We start from the raw sequence: 16923 nt of genomic DNA, 5'->3' as shown, positions 1-16923 counted from the left end.
CTTTTGGAACTATTTCTCTAATAGTATCAGGCAATGACAGGCAGCAACATTTTGATAACCGATCTTACGGCCAAAGCGCGCACCGCGGCGCGGCATTTGGCTGGCGTCGGTGACGCGGCGAAGACGGCAGCGTTACTGGGTGCGGCGAAGGCATTGCGTGATGGTATGGCGGATATCCTCGCGGCCAATGCCAAAGATGTCGATGCTGCCGAAGCGGCCGGTATTTCGCCCGCGATGCTGGACCGGCTGAAGCTGGATGCCGCGCGCGTCGCGTCGATGGCGTCTGCGGTCGAACAGGTCGCAACGCTGGCGGACCCGGTGGGGCAAATCATCGACACCCGCGCGCGTCCCAATGGCCTAGTGATGGAGCGCGTCCGCGTGCCTGTCGGCGTGTTAGGCATCATTTATGAGAGCCGGCCCAATGTGACCGCCGATGCTGCGGCCTTGGGACTGCGGTCGGGAAATGCCGTTATCCTGCGCGGCGGTAGCGAGGCGGTACACAGCAACCGCGCCATTCATGCGGCGATGGTGCAGGGCATCACGCAAGCTGGCTTGCCCGCAGATATTATTCAGCTTGTTCCGACGCAGGATCGTGCGCTGGTCGGTGACATGCTGCGCGCGCAAGGGGCGATTGACATGATCATCCCGCGTGGCGGAAAATCGCTTGTGGCGCGTGTTCAGGACGAAGCCCGCGTCCCTGTGCTCGCGCATCTTGACGGTATCTGCCATAGCTATGTGCATAAGCATGCGGACCCCGAAATGGCGCAGGCGATTGTGGTCAACGCCAAAATGCGGCGGACCGGTATTTGCGGCGCGACGGAAACGGTATTGATTGATCAGGATTATCCCGCGCCTGCCGCGTTGATCACGGCGCTCATTGACGCAGGTTGCGAAGTGCGGGCGGACGATGTGCTGATGGAGTTGGATGCACGGACCGTCCCTGCCGATGCGCGGGATTGGGATACCGAATATCTCGACTCGGTCATTTCGGCCTGCGTCGTGTCCGGCCTTGATGAAGCCATGGCCCATATCGCGCGCCATGGGTCGCACCATACCGATGCGATCATCACGCAGGATGCCGCCGCTGCTGTCCGTTTCTTGGCAGAGGTCGACAGCGCGATTGTCATGCACAATGCCTCCACCCAATTTGCCGATGGCGGCGAATTTGGCTTGGGCGCAGAGATTGGTATCGCTACGGGCCGCCTGCATGCACGTGGCCCGGTCGCGCTGGAGGGGCTGACAACGTATAAATGGATCGTACGCGGGCAGGGCCAGACTCGCCCTTGAAAAGACCTGCGCCCTTGAAAACTATTGGCCTGATGGGTGGGTCGTTCAACCCCGCGCACGGCGGGCACCGCGCGATCAGCCTGTTTGCGATGGATTCGCTTGGCCTTGATGAATATTATTGGATGGTGTCGCCGGGCAACCCGTTAAAACCCAAATCCGACATGGCCCCATTGCCCGCGCGCATGGCATCGGCTAAGGCGCAAGCCCGCCGCACCCCGATTAAGGTCACCGCCATCGAACGCGACCTTGGCACCGTCTACACCGCCGAAACCCTGGCAAAACTGGTCACGCTTTATCCGAAAATCCGGTTTATCTGGATCATGGGGGCGGACAATTTGGTACAATTTCATCATTGGCGGCAGTGGCGCGACATTGCCCGCTTGATGCCGATTGCAGTTATCGCCAGACCCGGCTATAGCCCCCAAGTTGTTGCGGGTCCCGCAACGGCCTGGTTCAGACGGTTTGTCCGGCGTCCGGAACAGCGTCATCACTGGACGAAATGGAGTACGCCAGCGCTTGTCTTTTTGCGCTTTCGTCGAGATCCGCGTTCGGCCACCGCTCTTCGGCGCGCTGACCCATATTGGTTTCACCGATATAAGGAACTTGGAACGCGTGACGGCGTTACCCGAAATATTGTGCTTTAAGGAGCCATCTTGATCGACACTGCTTCCGTTCCTGCGCCGACCGCAAAGTCCAAGGAACCCACATTGACCCCTGACGCGCTGCACGCGCTGATCCTCCAATCGCTCGATGATGATCAGGCGCAAGAGGTGGTCACCATCCCGCTTGAAGGGAAAAGCAACATTGCCGACCATATGGTGGTCGCCTCTGGCCGTTCGTCGCGCCAAGTCGCGTCCATGGCGCAGAAACTTGCTGAGCGCATCAAAAAGGTCGGTCGTCACGCCCGCATTGAAGGTCTGCCGTCGGCGGACTGGGTGCTGATTGATGCCGAAGATGTCATTGTGCATCTGTTCCGCCCCGAAGTCCGCAGTTTCTACAATCTGGAACGCATGTGGGCCTTTGGCGACGCGCCCGAAGTCGCGTCGCAATAAGACCGATTGTCCGCCCCGATGGCGATGCGCCTGCACATCATCGCGCGCGGCAAAATTGGGCGCTCCCCCGAATCGGAACTGGTCGACCGCTATCTGAAACGGATTAGCTGGCCCACCAAGCATAGCGAACTACCTGACTTTCCTGATAAGGGGAGGGGCGGGGAGCTACCCGCGTCCGATTCTCCTTACAAAACCATCATTTTGGATGAAAAAGGCGCTCAGCTCAGCTCAGTTGAACTGGCGCGCTTGTTGGAACGCTGGCGCGACGATGGCGTTCGCGAAGTGCGCTTTCTCATTGGTGCCGCCGACGGCTTTGATGACACGGCGCGTGCAAGCGCAGACAAGCTGATCGCCTTTGGCACGGCAACCTGGCCGCATTTAATGGCACGCGCGATGCTCGCCGAACAATTGTTCCGCGCAACATCGATTATTGCCAACCATCCTTATCATCGTGAGGGTTAAGGGCATAGCGGTTGCAAAGCTGCTTTCACACAAGGTTAAGGCAGGATATACGAAGCCGACATGATGAAATGGAAATTGTCTATGAAGAACTGGTTGCTGCCCTCCACTTTGGCGATTGTCGTGGCCATAGCCGTGCCCGCCACGGTGCTCGTGGCGCAAAATATGCAGCAACAACAATATAAGGCGCAGCAGATTGAGGATCTCGACGAATTTCTTGCTGTCTATCGCAAGGTCAAATCCAGCTATGTCGACAAGGTCGACGATAAAAAATTGATGGAAGGCGCGATTCAGGGGATGTTGTCCAGCCTTGATCCGCATAGCGGTTTTCTGGATCGCTCCGACTTCAGTTCGCTGCGGACGCAAATTGATGGCGAATATGGCGGCCTTGGGCTTTCCGTAACGCTTGAGGATGAAGCGGTGAAGGTCATCGCGCCGACCAAGGACACGCCCGCCGACAAGGCAGGCATTAAGTCCGGCGATTTCATCACCCATCTGGACGGCAAGCTGATTGTCGGCGGCACCTTGGATGAAGCGGTGGAGGCCATGCGCGGCGTGCCGGGCACGACGATTAAGCTCACAATCTTCCGTCCTGGCCGCGATGGACCATTTGACGTCACACTGACGCGGGCGATTATCGACCTGAAACCGGTGCAATGGGAAGTGAAAGACCGCATCGGCGTTATCTCCGTGACTGGCTTTTCCGAAAAAACAGGTGCCGATGTTGTTGCAGCGGTCGCTGGCATCAAGAAGAGTGTGGGCGGCAATCCGCTTGGGTACATCATTGACATGCGGTCCAACCCCGGCGGTATCTTGGATGAGGCGGTTGTCGTATCCGATGCGTTTTTGACGAAGGGTGAGATTGTGTCCGAACGGGGCCGCGACCCGCGCAATGTAAACCGCTGGTGGGCGGAACGTGCCGTTCCCGGTGACGTGACCGGCGGCGCGCCGATCATTGTGTTGGTGGATGCAGGGTCAGCTTCGGCTTCCGAAATCGTTGCGGGCGCCTTGCAAGACCATCATCGCGCCTTGGTCATGGGGGAACGCAGCTTTGGCAAGGGATCGGTGCAGAACGTCCTTCCCCTGACGCGCGACACTGGCTTGCGCCTGACGGTTGCGCGTTACCATTTGCCATCAGGTCGTTCGGTTCAGGAAGGCGGGATCAAGCCCGATATTCGCGTGCCGCAGTTGACGGACCTGGATTATAAAAGCCGTGTGTCAATCCGCGAGTCCGACCTGCGCCGTCATTTGGTCAATGAATTGAAAGACGACAGTAAGGATCTGGAACAGGACATCACCGACGATCCCCGCTTCGCCATGACTGCCGAGCAGTTGAAGGCAAAGGGGATTGAGGATTTCCAACTCTATTACGCCATGGAAACACTTCAACGGCTTGGACCCCGGACGATGAAACTGGCGGCGAAGCCCATGAAGGGCAAAGCTAAGAATTGAGGGTGGTTCCTGCTCCCCGTCATGCTGAACTTGTTTGTGCGCTGCACGCCTTCGGCTCCAGCATCCATCGTGCGGCAAACCCAGAGCATGAACGGCAACATGGACCCTGGAACGAAGTGACCATCGGTCAAACAAGTTCAGGGTGACGGTTTGGGAGCCGTGGCACTGTGTAGTCACTTACAACTTGCCTCAACATGACAGTTCTCTAGATATCACCTCATATGACACCAAAATTTGATACAGCCCATTGGTTGGCATTTTTGTTACCCGCCGCATTGCTGGGCGGCGCTTATGGGTCGCAGTATATTGGCGGGCTTTTCCCGTGTGAGATGTGCTGGTGGCAGCGTTATCCGCATTTTGCCGCGGTGGCGATTGCTCTGGTCGCCTTTGGCGTCAGCAATGCGGGCTTTCGTAAAACTCTCGTCGCGCTTTCTGCTCTCGCCATGGCCACCAGCGCCCTGATTGGCGGATTTCAGGCGGGCGTGGAATATGGCTATTGGGAAGGGCTGACCGCTTGCACCGCAACCATTTCGGGTAGCGGTGATGATTTGCTCAAGTCGATCATGAATGCCCCCTTGGTGCGTTGTGACGTTGCGCCTTGGACCTTATTTGGCATTTCTCTTGCAGGGTATAATTTTCTCTTGTCGTTTGGCGGTGCAATGCTCATCTTGGCGACGATATGGCACAGCAAGAAAATCTAAAGACCTCCGCGCAGCGGACACAGGAAATGGAGCGCATGATTCGCGTGAACCAAGCGGGTGAGTTTGGCGCGAAACGGATTTACGCCGGACAGCTTGCGGTGATGGGCGACCGCACCCCTGCGGCGCGCAGCATCGCGCATATGGCCGAGCAAGAGGAACGCCATCTGAACGCCTTTGACAAGATGATGGCTGAACGCGGCGTCCGTCCCACGGCCTTGCACCCGATCTGGAATGTTGCGGGCTTTGCGCTTGGCGCGGTGTCTGCGGCAGTCGGGCCGGAGGCGGCCATGGCGTGCACCGTCGCTGTCGAGACCGAAATCGACCGCCATTATAGCGAACAACTTGCCGAAATTGGCGATAGTGACCCCGAATTATCGGCGATGATTTTGGATTTTCAAGCCGACGAATTGGAACATAAGGCCACGGCCTTGGCGCAAGGCGCGGAACGCGCGCCTGCCTATCCGTTTATGAGCGCGTTGGTCCGCATGGGTTGCCGCACCGCCATTGCCGTGTCGAAACATATATGAGCTTCATACAGCATTCAGCCTGCGCCGTTCAAAACAGGCCAACACATTCTTGGAGATGATCTCGTGAAAGCAACGGTCAGAATATCGCTCGCGGGCATCGCCTTGATGCTATCGGTTCAGGCGTCGGCGCATGATGCGCCGGCTGCAAAGCCTGGCGATGAAAAAATCAATCAGCTTATCATCTATGGCGACGACAAATGCCCCGAAAGCGTTGGCGATGAAATTGTCGTCTGCGCCCGCATGGGAGAGGCAGACCGCTATCGTATTCCGACCAGCTTGCGCGACGTCCCCAATGACCGGCGCAACGAAGCCATGTCAGTGCGGATTAAATCCTACGAATATGTCGCGGCAAGCGGCACGATGAGCTGCTTACCTTCTGGCGCTGGCGGCTTTACCGGCTGCGGCTTGGCGGAGATTAACAAGGCTTATGCCGAAAAAGCACAAGACCCCGGCATCACCTTTGGCCGCTTGATCGCCGCTGAACGTGCCAAGCGCATGGCGGGCATTGATGCCGAAGCCGCTGAGGTTGAAGCGCGCGTCGTCGAATTTGAAAAAGGCCGGGCCGAGCGGGAAGCAAAAGTGCAAGCCGATTTGGAAGCCAAAGAGGCGGCCAGCGTCGATGCTGAACCGCTTCCCGAACCCAAATAAGGTACAGGCTAGCCCTTCGCTTTTTCCGCCGCGACCCAGTCCTTTATCTGCTGCTCAAGCACGTCCAGCGGTACAGACCCTTGCCCAAGCACCGCATCATGGAACGCGGCCAGATCAAATTTGGGCCCGAGTTCCTTTGTCGCCATATTGCGCAATTCGCGAATTTTCAGCTCGCCCAATTTGTAAGCGAGCGCCTGACCCGGCCAACTGATATACCGGTTTACCTCCGCCTCGATATTCGCGGCGGACAAAGCGCTGTTGTCGGTCATGAATGCGATGGCCTGCTGCTTGCTCCAACCCTTGGCATGAATGCCGGTGTCGACCACCAAGCGGCATGCGCGCCACATTTCGTAGGATAGCCGCCCCATATCCTTGGCAGGCGTGTCATAAAGCCTCATTTCGATACCAAGCCGTTCGGAATACAGCCCCCATCCTTCGGTAAAGGCCGTGAACGACGCGCCATATTTTCGGAAATCGGACAAGGGCAGCTCCTGCTGCAACGCGATCTGATGATGGTGCCCCGGCACAGCCTCATGCACCGAAAGCGCCGGAACTTCCCAAAATGGGCTCTGGTTCAGCTTCGAAGTGTTGACAAAATAGGTGCCGGATATCCCGATTTCCGGCGACCCTGGATTATAATAAGCCGTTGTCGTGCCTTCGGCTGTTTCAGCCGGAATTTCCTTTATGCCATATGGCAGTCGGGGCATGCGACCGAACAGGCTCGGCATTTTGCCGTCAATGATTTTGGTCACCCGCGCGACCTTTTCCATCAGCTCTTCCGGCGTTTTGGCATAATATTGCGGGTCAGTACGCAGATGTTCGATAAAGGCTTCGCGGCTGGGATAGCCTGCCTTTGTCGCGACATCGACCATTTCGGCGCGAATGCTGGATACTTCGCTCAGGCCAATTTGGTGGATTTGCTCCGCCGTCAGGTTGGTGGTGGTTTCTTCGCGGATGCGAAAGGCTTAATAAGCCGCGCCGTTGGCCTGCGCGGACACGCCGGGGGCCTTGGCACAAGCGGGCTTGTAGCTTTCGGAGTACCACGCCAACTGCTTGGCCAGCGCAGGGTGGATGACGTTGCGGATGGTCGCCGCCGCTTCTTCTGCGAGCGCTGCGAAATCACTTTCCGAAATGCTCTCGGGGCGCTTGGCCGCATAAGGACCATAGAAACGCGACTGGCGGATGTCGGATGCGATCAGGCCGCGCACTGTCCCTTCAAAACCCGTCAACGTTTCGCAAGGCTGCGTAAACCTGCCCTTGATCGCGACATTGGCGACCGCGATATTTTCGTCATTGACGCGGCCATATTGCGTGAGCCGGGCATTGTAGCTTTCAAAATCTGCCTTGGTCTTGAACGGCAAGTTCCGCGACATGCTGGCGAGTTGTTGGTGCCAGCTTGAATAGGTCGTGAAGTTGATGGCGCGCTGACCGAACTGATTGCCTTCGATTGTAGACACCAACGACCGTCGTAATATGCCCGCCTCGACCTTCGCCGCAGCACTTAACGCATTTGACGGAATGGCATTCAGGCGGGTCAGAAACTGTGCGGCATCGGCTGCCCTGCGGTCCTGCGCCGCCAGCGTATAATCGCCAAGTTCATTGGCATAATCATTCACGCCAAGAGCGCTTGCGTAGACAGGCGCTTCTTTGAGCGCCTTTGCCCAGACGTCATCGACCAAGGCCGTGAGATCATCATTGGCATCGGCATAAGCAGGCGCGGACAGGGCAAATAAGCACCCGGCGATGAACAGGCTACGCATAAATAAGGCTTCTCCGTCACAATTTGAGGGCACGGATAAAGCAGGGAAAGCGGCCATTGGCCAGCAACGATTCTTTGCGCGCATCAGGCACAGCAGCCAACATGCAGGCTGAACCGCGATGTTCAGCCTGCGCGCAGTGCTTATTTTACTCCGCCGCTTCCAATGCTTCATGGTCGGACAAAGGCTGGCTAAGCCGCGTGAGCATTTCCTTTGGACAAATCTGCCAAAATTCGCCGCGCCTGCGATCCCAATCTTCAATGATTGATTTCGACCAAGCGCTATCGGTTTTTTCGGCATGCGCGGTGATCAGGACTTTTAGCGCCTCTTCCCAATAAGCGCTTTCAAGGCGTTGCCATATGATGCTTTCCGGGTTTGCCATTTGGGTGAAGTCGCGTTCGGTATCGAGCACGAACGCCATACCGCCGGTCATACCAGCGCCAAAATTGCTGCCGATCTTGCCTAAGATAACCGCCATGCCACCGGTCATATATTCCAGACCATTGGAGCCGCAGCCTTCAACCACGACATGCGCGCCCGAATTGCGGACGGCAAAACGTTCCCCGGCTTGTCCTGCCGCGAACAAATGCCCTGATGTTGCGCCATAGAGCACGGTGTTACCGATGATGCTATTTTGCTGGCTGGTCAGCGGGCTGCTGACCGTCGGACGCAATATGATTGTCCCGCCCGACAGGCCCTTGCCGACATAGTCATTGGCATCGCCAAATACTTCGAGCGTAATGCCTTGGCACAAAAATGCGCCAAGCGATTGGCCAGCGGATCCACGCAGACGCACATGGACATGCCCTTCGGATAGGCCCTTCATGCCATATAGCCGCGTGATTTCGGAGCTGAACCGTGTGCCCACCGCACGGTGCGTGTTGCGGACATTATAGGTTAGCTGCATCTTCTCACGCCGTTCAAACACGGGCCGCGCATCATGGATCATCTGCGCATCAAGGCTGTCGGGCACTTCATTGCGGAAGGTCGGGATGTTGAAACGGCGCGCGCTGTCGGGCGCATCGACCTTGGCCAATATGGGGTTAAGGTCGAGATCATCGAGATGTTCGGCACCTCGGCTAACCTGCCGAAGCAGCTCTGTGCGGCCAATAACTTCATCAAGGCTGCGATAGCCAAGCTTGGCCAGAATTTCGCGCACTTCTTCGGCAATGAAGGTCATCAGGTTGATGACTTTCTCCGGTGTGCCCGTGAATTTCTTGCGCAAGGCCTCATCCTGAACGCACACGCCAACAGGGCAAGTGTTTGAATGGCATTGCCGCACCATGATACAGCCCATGGCAACAAGGCTGAGCGTGCCGATGCCAAATTCCTCAGCGCCCAAAATCGCGGCGATGACGATGTCGCGTCCGGTCTTCAAACCGCCATCGGTGCGTAACTTGACGCGGTGCCGAAGGCCATTGAGCGTAAGCACTTGGTTCGTTTCGGACAGGCCCATTTCCCAAGGCGTGCCGGCATATTTGATGCTGGTTTGCGGGCTTGCACCTGTGCCGCCGACATTGCCGGAGACCAGGATGACATCTGCATGCGCCTTTGCCACACCTGCCGCAATCGTACCAATACCCGCCGCACTGACAAGCTTTACACAGACCCGCGCGCGCGGGTTGATCTGCTTGAGGTCGTAAATCAACTGCGCCAGATCTTCGATCGAATAAATGTCGTGATGCGGTGGCGGTGAAATCAGCGTCACGCCCGGCGTTGAGTGTCGTAGACGTGCAATCATTTCGGTTACCTTGAAGCCTGGCAATTGCCCGCCTTCACCCGGCTTTGCGCCCTGCGCGACCTTGATTTCGATTTCCTCGCACGCGCCCAGATATTCGGCGGTAACGCCAAAGCGGCCACTGGCGATCTGTTTGATAACGCTGTTGGCGTTGTCGCCATTTTCATAAGGCTTGAAACGCTTGCTGTCCTCGCCGCCCTCACCCGATACGGCCTTTGCGCCGATCCGGTTCATGGCAATGGCGAGCGTCTCATGCGCCTCTGGCGACAAAGCGCCAAGGGACATTCCGGGCGTGACAAAGCGTTTGCGGATTTCGGTGATCGCCTCAACCTCGTCAATCGCGACGGGTTCTTTGGCGAAGTTGAATTCCAGCAAATCGCGCAAGTAAATCGGCGGCAAGTCCTTCACGCCTTGCGCAAATTGCGTGTAGGTTGAGTAGCTGTCATTCGCGACGGAGCTTTGCAGCAAATGCATGAGGCCAGCGGAATAGGCATGTTCTTCCCCACCGTCGCGTTGCTTGTAAAATCCGCCGACAGGCAGGCGGGCAACAGCGGCATCAAACGCATCATCATGACGGTCGCGCGCGTTGACATACAGCGAGTGATACCCTTCGCCCGAAATTTTGTTCGGCATGCCGGGGAAGAAATCATTGACCAAAGCGCGCGACAGGCCAACCGCCTCAAAATTATAACCGCCACGGTAGCTGGAAATGACCGCAATGCCCATTTTGGACATGATCTTCAACAGACCTTCGTTGATCGCTATGCGGTAATTTTCGACAGCTTGCGTGAGCGTATAGCCGCCAAGCAAGCCGCGCATATGCCGGTCGGCAATCACCGCCTCGGCAAGATACGCGTTCACCGTGGTCGCGCCAACGCCGATCAGTACGGCGAAATAATGCGTGTCCAAGCATTCGGCAGAACGGACATTGATCGACGAATAGCTGCGCAGGCCATTGCGGACCAAATGCGTGTGCACAGCCGCTGCTGCAAGGATCATCGCGATACCGACGCGATCCGCGCTGATATTGTCATCGGTCAGAAACAGTTCGGATTTGCCCATGCGTACCGCGGCCACCGCTTCTTCGCGAATACGCGTAATGGCGGCCCGCAGGCCCTCTTGCCCGTCGGAGATGTCATAGGTGCAATCAATCTCGGCACCCAATGGCCCGAACGCAGCCTTCAGCCTGCGCCAATCGCGCGCCGTTAGGACTGGGCTGTCCAGCACCAAGACATCGGCATTCTGGCTCTTTTCCTCAAGGATATTGGCAAGGTTGGAAAAACGCGTTTTCAGGCTCATCACATGCCGTTCGCGCAAGCTGTCGATGGGCGGGTTGGTGACTTGGCTGAAATTCTGGCGGAAGAATTGGCTAATCAGGCGCGGCTTGTCGCTGATAACGGCCAGCGGCGTGTCGTCACCCATGGACCCGATGGCTTCCTTGCCATCCTCAATCATCGGCGCGAGGATCATTTCGACATCTTCCAATGTCATGCCAGCGGCGATCTGACGCCGGGTGAGTTCCGCGCGCGACCAAGCGGGCGTGCTGTCGTCGCCAGCCTCGGGCAAGTCGGTGATGCGGCGGAAGCCGCCGACCAATGCGCTATAATCCTGCTCGGCCGAAATGCGGTCTTTCAATTCGCCGTCGCGGTATAATTTGCCTTCATCCAGATTGACGGCAATCATCTGCCCGGGGCCAAGGCGGCCTTTTTCCAATATCGTCGTTTCGGGCAGGACAACCATTCCGGTTTCGGAACCGATCACCAGCAAATTGTCCGACGTCCGGGTGTAGCGCAACGGACGTAGCGCGTTGCGGTCAACGCCTGCGACGGCCCATTGGCCATCGGTCATCGCCAAGGCGGCAGGACCATCCCATGGCTCCATGACGCTGGACATATATTCATACATGGCGCGGTGGTTAGCGGGCAAATTCGGGTTTGACTGCCACGCTTCTGGGATGAGCATAAGCTTGGCCGTTGGCGCTTCCTTGCCCGAACGGACCAGGGTTTCAAACACGGCGTCCAATGCGGCGGTGTCCGAAGACCCAGCGGGAATGACGGGCTTGATATCGTCCGACTGCGCGCCAAAGGCGATGCTCGCCATTTTGATCTCATGGCTTTTCATCCAATTCTGGTTGCCACGGATGGTGTTGATCTCGCCATTATGCGCAAGGCCACGGAATGGTTGCGCCAACCACCATTGCGGGAATGTGTTGGTCGAATAACGCTGATGGAAAATTGCAACGCGGCTTTCAAAGCGATCATCTTGCAGGTCGGGGTAAAATACCGACAGCGACTCCGCAAGGAACAGGCCCTTATAGACAATCGAGCGGCACGACAGCGAACAGATATAAAAATCGCGGATTTGCGCAGCGATGATCTTCTTTTCGATCCGGCGACGGACGAGGTAGAGATTCTTTTCAAACTCGCTCGCGTCCACTTCATCGGGCATTGGACCTGCAATCATGATCTGCTCGATCTCGGGCCGCGTGGCTTGCGCCTTATCGCCAATCACGGACACATCAACCGGCACCTGACGCCAGCCATAAATGGTGTAGCCAGCGTCGATAATCTCCGCCTCAACAATCGTGCGGCAATTTTCTTGTGCGCTGAGGTCAGTGCGCGGCAGGAACACCATGCCAACCGCCAACCGGTTGGGCATGGGGCGGTGGCCGCTATCCGCAATCGCATCGTCAAAGAAACGGACGGGCAAGTCGATATGCAGGCCTGCGCCATCGCCGGTCTTGCCATCCGCATCAACTGCGCCACGATGCCAAACGGCCTTCAACGCCTCAATCCCCGCCGCCACAACGCGGCGTGAAGGCTTGGCATCGGTCGCTGCAATCAACCCAACGCCGCAGGCATCGCCTTCGGATTCAGGATGATACATGCCTTCACGGGCAAGGCGTTCATGTTCGGGGGTGGGGTAAAATATGGTCATGCTGCAACCTTTTCGCTGCGTGCTTTGGATTTCAAATAATTATGCATATGCTGCGTGACATCCCGCCCATCGCGGATTGCCCACACGACAAGGCTTGCGCCGCGCACGATGTCGCCAATGGCGAATACGCCGTCGAGGTTGGTCATCTGCGTCGTATGATCGACACGCACGGTGCCCCAGCGGGTGACGTTGAGGTCCGGCGCGTTGAACAATGCCGGCAAGTCTTCGGCCTCAAAGCCGAGCGCCGTAATCACCATATCGGCATTCAGCGTGAAGTCGCCTTCGGGGTCATTCTCCGGCGTCCGGCGGCCCGACGCATCAGGGGCGGCAAGTCGCATCTTCGCCACATGCACGCACTCGACTTTGCCATTGCCGTCAAAGCCCTTTGGACCCGATAGCCAGACAAATTCGACGCCTTCTTCTTCGGCATTGGCCACTTCGCGCTGTGACCCTGGCATATTATCACGGTCGCGGCGGTAGAGGCATTTGACCGACTTTGCGCCTTGGCGGATGGCGGTGCGGACACAATCCATCGCGGTATCGCCGCCGCCAATGACGACTACGTCTTTGCCATGCGCATTCATCGCGCCGCTTTCAAAAGCAGGCACCGCATCGCCAAAGCCCTTGCGGTTGGAGGTGGTGAGATAATCCAGCGCCGGGACAATGCCGTCTAGCCCGATACCCGGCGTGGCAATTGCGCGCGCCTTATACACGCCAGTCGCAATCAACACCGCGTCATGCTTTGCGCGGAGATCATCCAGCGAGGCATCGCGGCCAACCTCAAAATTGGCATGGAAATGAATGCCCGCATCCTCCAGCCGTTTGACACGGCGCATGACAATGTCTTTCTCCAGCTTGAAACCGGGGATGCCATAGGTCATCAACCCGCCCATGCGGTCATAGCGGTCGTAGACATGGACGTCATAGCCCGCGACGCGCAGATATTCTGCCGTGGTCAGTCCGCCCGGTCCACCGCCGATGATGCCAACCGATTGCCCGCGCGATGGCCCGACCTCGACAGGTTCAACCCAGCCCTGCTCCCAAGCGGTGTCAGTGATATATTTTTCAACGGAGCCAATGGTGACCGCGTCATGGCCCGAAAACTCAATAACGCAATTACCCTCGCACAAGCGATCCTGCGGGCAAATCCGGCCGCAGATTTCGGGCATGCTGCTGGTCAGGCTGGACATTTCATAGGCCTCACGCAAACGCCCTTCGGCGGTCAGGCGTAACCAATCGGGAATATGATTGTGCAGCGGACAATGCACCGAGCAATAAGGCACACCGCATTGCGAACAACGCGACGCCTGATCTGCTGCTGCGGCGGGCGCATAGCGATCTGCGATTTCGGCAAAATCTTCGGCGCGCAATTCGGCTTCCCGCTTGAGCGGATAAGCCTGCGGCTTCGAAACAAATTTCAGCATTGGATCTTTTGCCACAACACGCTCCTTAAGAAGCGCTGCGCGTAACGCGGCAAACGCGCGCTGTCACGCAAAAATCCAATAATAGGGCAGCTTTGTTGACTAAGTTAAGCGATTTTGAGACGATAATTTACGCGCGCGCAATAATATTTCAAATTAAAAGGTCCGCATCGGAACCTACCGCATCGTCAGCCATATCAATGCCGCTGTTCCCGCGATGATTCGGTAATAAGCAAAGGGCGCAAATCCATATTTGCTGACAATGGCGACAAACGCCTTCACCACGACCACCGCGACCAGAAACGCCATCATGAAGCCAATCGCGATCATCCCCAAATCGTCCGCGTTCAAAAGCGCCCTGTCTTTCCACAAGGCATATACCGTCGCCGCCATCATCGTGGGCACGGCCAAGAAGAAGGAAAACTCCGCCGCTGTCTTGCGTTCAACACCCATCATAAGCCCGCCCATGATCGTCGCGCCGGAACGGCTCACGCCCGGCAACATCGCCGTGCACTGGACAAGGCCAATCGCCAAAGCCGTGCCAAAGGGGATTTCCTCAACCGTGTTAAAGCGCACCGTCTTCACCACGCGCTCCAGCAACAAAATGATGATGCCGCCAACGATCAACGCGATAGCCACAATCTCCGGCGTCTGCATTGCTGAGCGAATGGCATCATAGGCCAACACGCCAATCACCAAAGCGGGGGCAAAGCCCAAGAGGATATTGCGCGTGAACGCGACGGGGCCAGCCTCCCGCTTCAACAGCCCCGTTCCAACCGCCCAAAACCGCCGCCAATATACCAAAAGCACCGCCAGGATCGCGCCGAGCTGAATGGCAATCTTGAACGCGACGGAGCTACTATCGGTAAAACCAACCAGCTCGCCCGCCAAAATAAGATGCCCCGTGGAGGATACGGGTAAAAACTCCGTCAGCCCCTCAATAAAACCGAGGAGCAACGCGATCATCGTATCGCTCATGCTTTGGGACTGCTGCCAAAGCGGCCATGCTTGCGGTAAATGTTCAACCAATCGTCGGCAATGACATCCAACGGCGTCGGCACGATGCTATATGCCGCCAGCCCGTCGGTGCCTGTCACCACATTGTCGCGGCCAAGCATCTTAAACTGGTCATCGGTAATCGGCGCGCCGGGCATCCACCCTGTACCCTTGGCGAGCATCTTTGCAGCCATATCGGGCACTTCAATAAACAGAGGGTCGCGGCCAATCGCTTTGGCGATCCAGCGGTTCAGCTCCATCATGGAGAATATCTCCGGCCCGCCAAGCTCCAGCACGCGGCCATCCTGATGCAGCAAAGCGGCGGCAACAGCCTTGGCAACGTCGCCAGCAAAGACAGGCTGAAACTTCGTGGCCGCGCCAATAACAGGAACGACCGGCAACATGCGGATCAGCCCGGCAAAGCGGTTGATAAACTGGTCTTCGCGGCCGAACACAATCGATGGCCGCAAGATGACGGCGGCGGGAAATGCCGCATGCACCGCCGCTTCGCCGCCCGCTTTGCTTTGGCCATATACGGCGTCGCTATGTGCGTCCGCGCCAATGGCGGAGATATGGACCAAAGCGCCAACACCGGCGTACGCAGCGGCCTGTGCCACGATGCCTGCGCCAATATTCTGAACGGCATCCATATCGGCAAAGCTACCGACGAGATTGACCACAGCGTCGGCATCCATCAATGCACGCTGCACGCTGGCGGGTTTGCGGATGTCGGCTGCCATCAATTGCACTTGGCCCAAATTGCCCAGCGGCTTGATATGATTGGCGCTATTGGCGTTGCGGCCCGCAATACGCAACCGCGCGCCTTGACCGAGCAGCGTCTGCGCGACGTAGCGGCCCAAAAACCCGCCGCCACCAAAAACCGTTATCAACTTGCCTTGCATATATGCTCCGTCAGCCCGCGTGAAGTCCTGCGCGCGCTTTGCACCACCGCTAGGCAGCTTTCAAGGCCGACCTGCGCATCGTGCGCACAGCGGCGACATTTAATCCGCCACGCGCGCGGCACAGACGTTGACAATATCACCCGACCGCTTAAAGGAACGGGCCTACCCGACATGCGGAAAAAGCCTGCCTGTCTCGTGCCCGGATGGCGGAATTGGTAGACGCACCAGCTTCAGGTGCTGGCGCTGGTAACGGCGTGGAGGTTCGAGTCCTCTTCCGGGCACCATTTTTCTGTTCGAATATGTTCATCCTTGGCCTTGAAAGGCCCGGAAAACATGCCTATTTTACTTTCGTTGTTCGTTGCCGTTCTGGGCCGTTCGCCTACATACCCCCGCAAATGGGGGTATAATTGGGGGTATTTTCGGGATCAGGGGGTAACACTGTGAAAGATACCCCCAATGGCATTAACTGATACACAAGCCCGTAACGCGAAACCTCAAGCAAAGCCTTACAAACTGGCTGATACAGAAGGCTTGTTTCTATTAGTCACACCCGCAGGCGGAAAACTTTGGCGACTGAAGTACCGCTTCGCCGGTAAGGAAAAATCGTTGGCGCTTGGACAGTACCCCCAAGTAAAGCTGGCCGATGCCCGCCAGAGTAAGGACAAAGCGCGCAAATTGGTCACTGAAGGCATGGACCCCTCACTGCTAAAACAACGTTCAAAGCGCCAAGCAGTAGAAGATGGCGGCAACACCTTTGCCGCTATTGCTACTGAATACATCGCAAAGCGAAAGCGCGAAGGCCTTGCCCAACCAACGGTAACAAAAGCAGAGTACTTCCTTAGCAACCTAATGCCCGGGATTGGCCATCTACCGGTCAAAGACATCACGGCAGCAGATTGTAAGGTTGACGATCTAGCGGGACATCGACTGGGAGAGATTATAGCCTTTCGCGAAGGGCTTCATAGGGTGTTTTTCCGTTGAAAGCACCGTGCGGTCGGTTGAAGTTGTAGAAGTTCTCCCATTCGATGAGCTTGGCCTCGAGATCG

The 16923-nt window shown here is 57.2% G+C and carries 13 protein-coding genes, 1 tRNA gene and 2 pseudogenes; 10 read left to right on the top strand and 6 right to left on the bottom strand.

Annotation, left to right across the window (positions count from 1 at the left end; all coding sequences use genetic code 11):
* The first annotated feature begins 33 nt into the window (after positions 1–33).
* From Q0N43_RS07960 to Q0N43_RS07925, 8 genes are all read left to right on the top strand, one after another.
* Positions 34–1287, top strand: a complete 1254-nt coding sequence (locus Q0N43_RS07960; RefSeq protein ID WP_295445018.1) for a glutamate-5-semialdehyde dehydrogenase — start codon at positions 34–36, stop codon at positions 1285–1287.
* Positions 1251–1931: a nicotinate-nucleotide adenylyltransferase gene (locus Q0N43_RS07955; protein WP_295445016.1), complete on the top strand. Its 681-nt coding sequence runs from the start codon at positions 1251–1253 to the stop codon at positions 1929–1931. Before Q0N43_RS07960 ends, Q0N43_RS07955 begins: the two co-directional genes overlap by 37 nt.
* A gap of 63 nt (positions 1932–1994) precedes the next feature.
* Positions 1995–2339, top strand: coding sequence for a ribosome silencing factor (gene rsfS / locus Q0N43_RS07950; RefSeq protein WP_295445148.1), 345 nt, complete (start codon positions 1995–1997; stop codon positions 2337–2339).
* Between the two features lie 24 nt (positions 2340–2363).
* A complete protein-coding gene (locus tag Q0N43_RS07945; protein ID WP_295445145.1) occupies positions 2364–2801 on the top strand; it encodes a 23S rRNA (pseudouridine(1915)-N(3))-methyltransferase RlmH in 438 nt (145 codons plus the stop codon).
* 81 nt (positions 2802–2882) lie between these two features.
* The gene (locus tag Q0N43_RS07940; RefSeq protein WP_295445013.1) at positions 2883–4250 is read left to right on the top strand and encodes a S41 family peptidase; all 1368 of its coding nucleotides are present in this window, start codon (positions 2883–2885) and stop codon (positions 4248–4250) included.
* Between the two features lie 221 nt (positions 4251–4471).
* Positions 4472–4951, top strand: a complete 480-nt coding sequence (locus Q0N43_RS07935) for a disulfide bond formation protein B (RefSeq protein ID WP_295445012.1) — start codon at positions 4472–4474, stop codon at positions 4949–4951.
* Positions 4930–5478 carry a demethoxyubiquinone hydroxylase family protein gene (locus Q0N43_RS07930; RefSeq protein WP_295445010.1) on the top strand — a complete coding sequence of 183 codons (549 nt, stop codon included), beginning with the start codon at positions 4930–4932 and terminating at the stop codon, positions 5476–5478. Before Q0N43_RS07935 ends, Q0N43_RS07930 begins: the two co-directional genes overlap by 22 nt.
* Before the next feature lie 63 nt (positions 5479–5541).
* Positions 5542–6126, top strand: a complete 585-nt coding sequence (locus tag Q0N43_RS07925; RefSeq protein WP_295445007.1) for a hypothetical protein — start codon at positions 5542–5544, stop codon at positions 6124–6126.
* 8 nt (positions 6127–6134) lie between these two features.
* On the opposite strand, the pseudogene Q0N43_RS07920 reads toward Q0N43_RS07925, so the two are convergent.
* The 5 genes and pseudogenes from Q0N43_RS07920 to Q0N43_RS07900 form a co-directional block, all read right to left on the bottom strand.
* Positions 6135–7886 (bottom strand): annotated as a pseudogene (locus Q0N43_RS07920) (DUF885 domain-containing protein).
* Between the two features lie 145 nt (positions 7887–8031).
* Positions 8032–12558, bottom strand: a complete 4527-nt coding sequence (gltB, locus tag Q0N43_RS07915) for a glutamate synthase large subunit (RefSeq protein WP_295445004.1) — start codon at positions 12556–12558, stop codon at positions 8032–8034.
* Positions 12555–13997: an NAD(P)-dependent oxidoreductase gene (locus tag Q0N43_RS07910; RefSeq protein WP_295445001.1), complete on the bottom strand. Its 1443-nt coding sequence runs from the start codon at positions 13995–13997 to the stop codon at positions 12555–12557. The genes gltB and Q0N43_RS07910 overlap by 4 nt, the downstream gene beginning before the upstream one ends.
* A gap of 159 nt (positions 13998–14156) precedes the next feature.
* Positions 14157–14957, bottom strand: coding sequence for an undecaprenyl-diphosphate phosphatase (locus Q0N43_RS07905; RefSeq protein ID WP_295444998.1), 801 nt, complete (start codon positions 14955–14957; stop codon positions 14157–14159).
* Positions 14954–15877, bottom strand: a complete 924-nt coding sequence (locus tag Q0N43_RS07900; RefSeq protein ID WP_295444995.1) for a complex I NDUFA9 subunit family protein — start codon at positions 15875–15877, stop codon at positions 14954–14956. The genes Q0N43_RS07905 and Q0N43_RS07900 overlap by 4 nt, the downstream gene beginning before the upstream one ends.
* A 197-nt stretch (positions 15878–16074) precedes the next feature.
* On the opposite strand from Q0N43_RS07900, the gene Q0N43_RS07895 reads away from it, so the two are divergent.
* Positions 16075–16161, top strand: a tRNA-Leu gene (locus Q0N43_RS07895).
* A gap of 172 nt (positions 16162–16333) precedes the next feature.
* Entirely contained in the window at positions 16334–16858 is a 525-nt protein-coding gene (locus Q0N43_RS07890) for an Arm DNA-binding domain-containing protein (RefSeq protein ID WP_295444992.1), read from the top strand.
* Here Q0N43_RS07890 and Q0N43_RS07885 read toward each other — a convergent pair.
* Positions 16815–16923, bottom strand: a pseudogene (locus tag Q0N43_RS07885) (IS481 family transposase); the annotation flags it as partial. The gene Q0N43_RS07890 and the pseudogene Q0N43_RS07885 sit on opposite strands and share 44 nt — an antisense overlap.

It is taken from the genome of Sphingorhabdus sp. EL138 (assembly GCF_945882965.1).
Lineage (GTDB): Bacteria > Pseudomonadota > Alphaproteobacteria > Sphingomonadales > Sphingomonadaceae > Sphingorhabdus_B.
This window is presented reverse-complemented; position numbering and strand designations above follow the sequence as displayed.

Bases quoted from the DNA above. Each gene is read 5' to 3' on its own strand.
- Q0N43_RS07960 (WP_295445018.1), top strand. From the start codon at position 34: ATGACAGGCAGCAACATTTTGATAACCGATCTTACGGCCAAAGCGCGC.
- Q0N43_RS07955 (WP_295445016.1), top strand. From the start codon at position 1,251: ATGGATCGTACGCGGGCAGGGCCAGACTCGCCCTTGAAAAGACCTGCG.
- Q0N43_RS07945 (WP_295445145.1), top strand. From the start codon at position 2,364: ATGCGCCTGCACATCATCGCGCGCGGCAAAATTGGGCGCTCCCCCGAA.
- Q0N43_RS07940 (WP_295445013.1), top strand. From the start codon at position 2,883: ATGAAGAACTGGTTGCTGCCCTCCACTTTGGCGATTGTCGTGGCCATA.
- Q0N43_RS07935 (WP_295445012.1), top strand. From the start codon at position 4,472: ATGACACCAAAATTTGATACAGCCCATTGGTTGGCATTTTTGTTACCC.
- Q0N43_RS07930 (WP_295445010.1), top strand. From the start codon at position 4,930: ATGGCACAGCAAGAAAATCTAAAGACCTCCGCGCAGCGGACACAGGAA.
- gltB (WP_295445004.1), bottom strand. From the start codon at position 12,558: ATGACCATATTTTACCCCACCCCCGAACATGAACGCCTTGCCCGTGAA.
- Q0N43_RS07905 (WP_295444998.1), bottom strand. From the start codon at position 14,957: ATGAGCGATACGATGATCGCGTTGCTCCTCGGTTTTATTGAGGGGCTG.
- Q0N43_RS07900 (WP_295444995.1), bottom strand. From the start codon at position 15,877: ATGCAAGGCAAGTTGATAACGGTTTTTGGTGGCGGCGGGTTTTTGGGC.
- Q0N43_RS07890 (WP_295444992.1), top strand. From the start codon at position 16,334: ATGGCATTAACTGATACACAAGCCCGTAACGCGAAACCTCAAGCAAAG.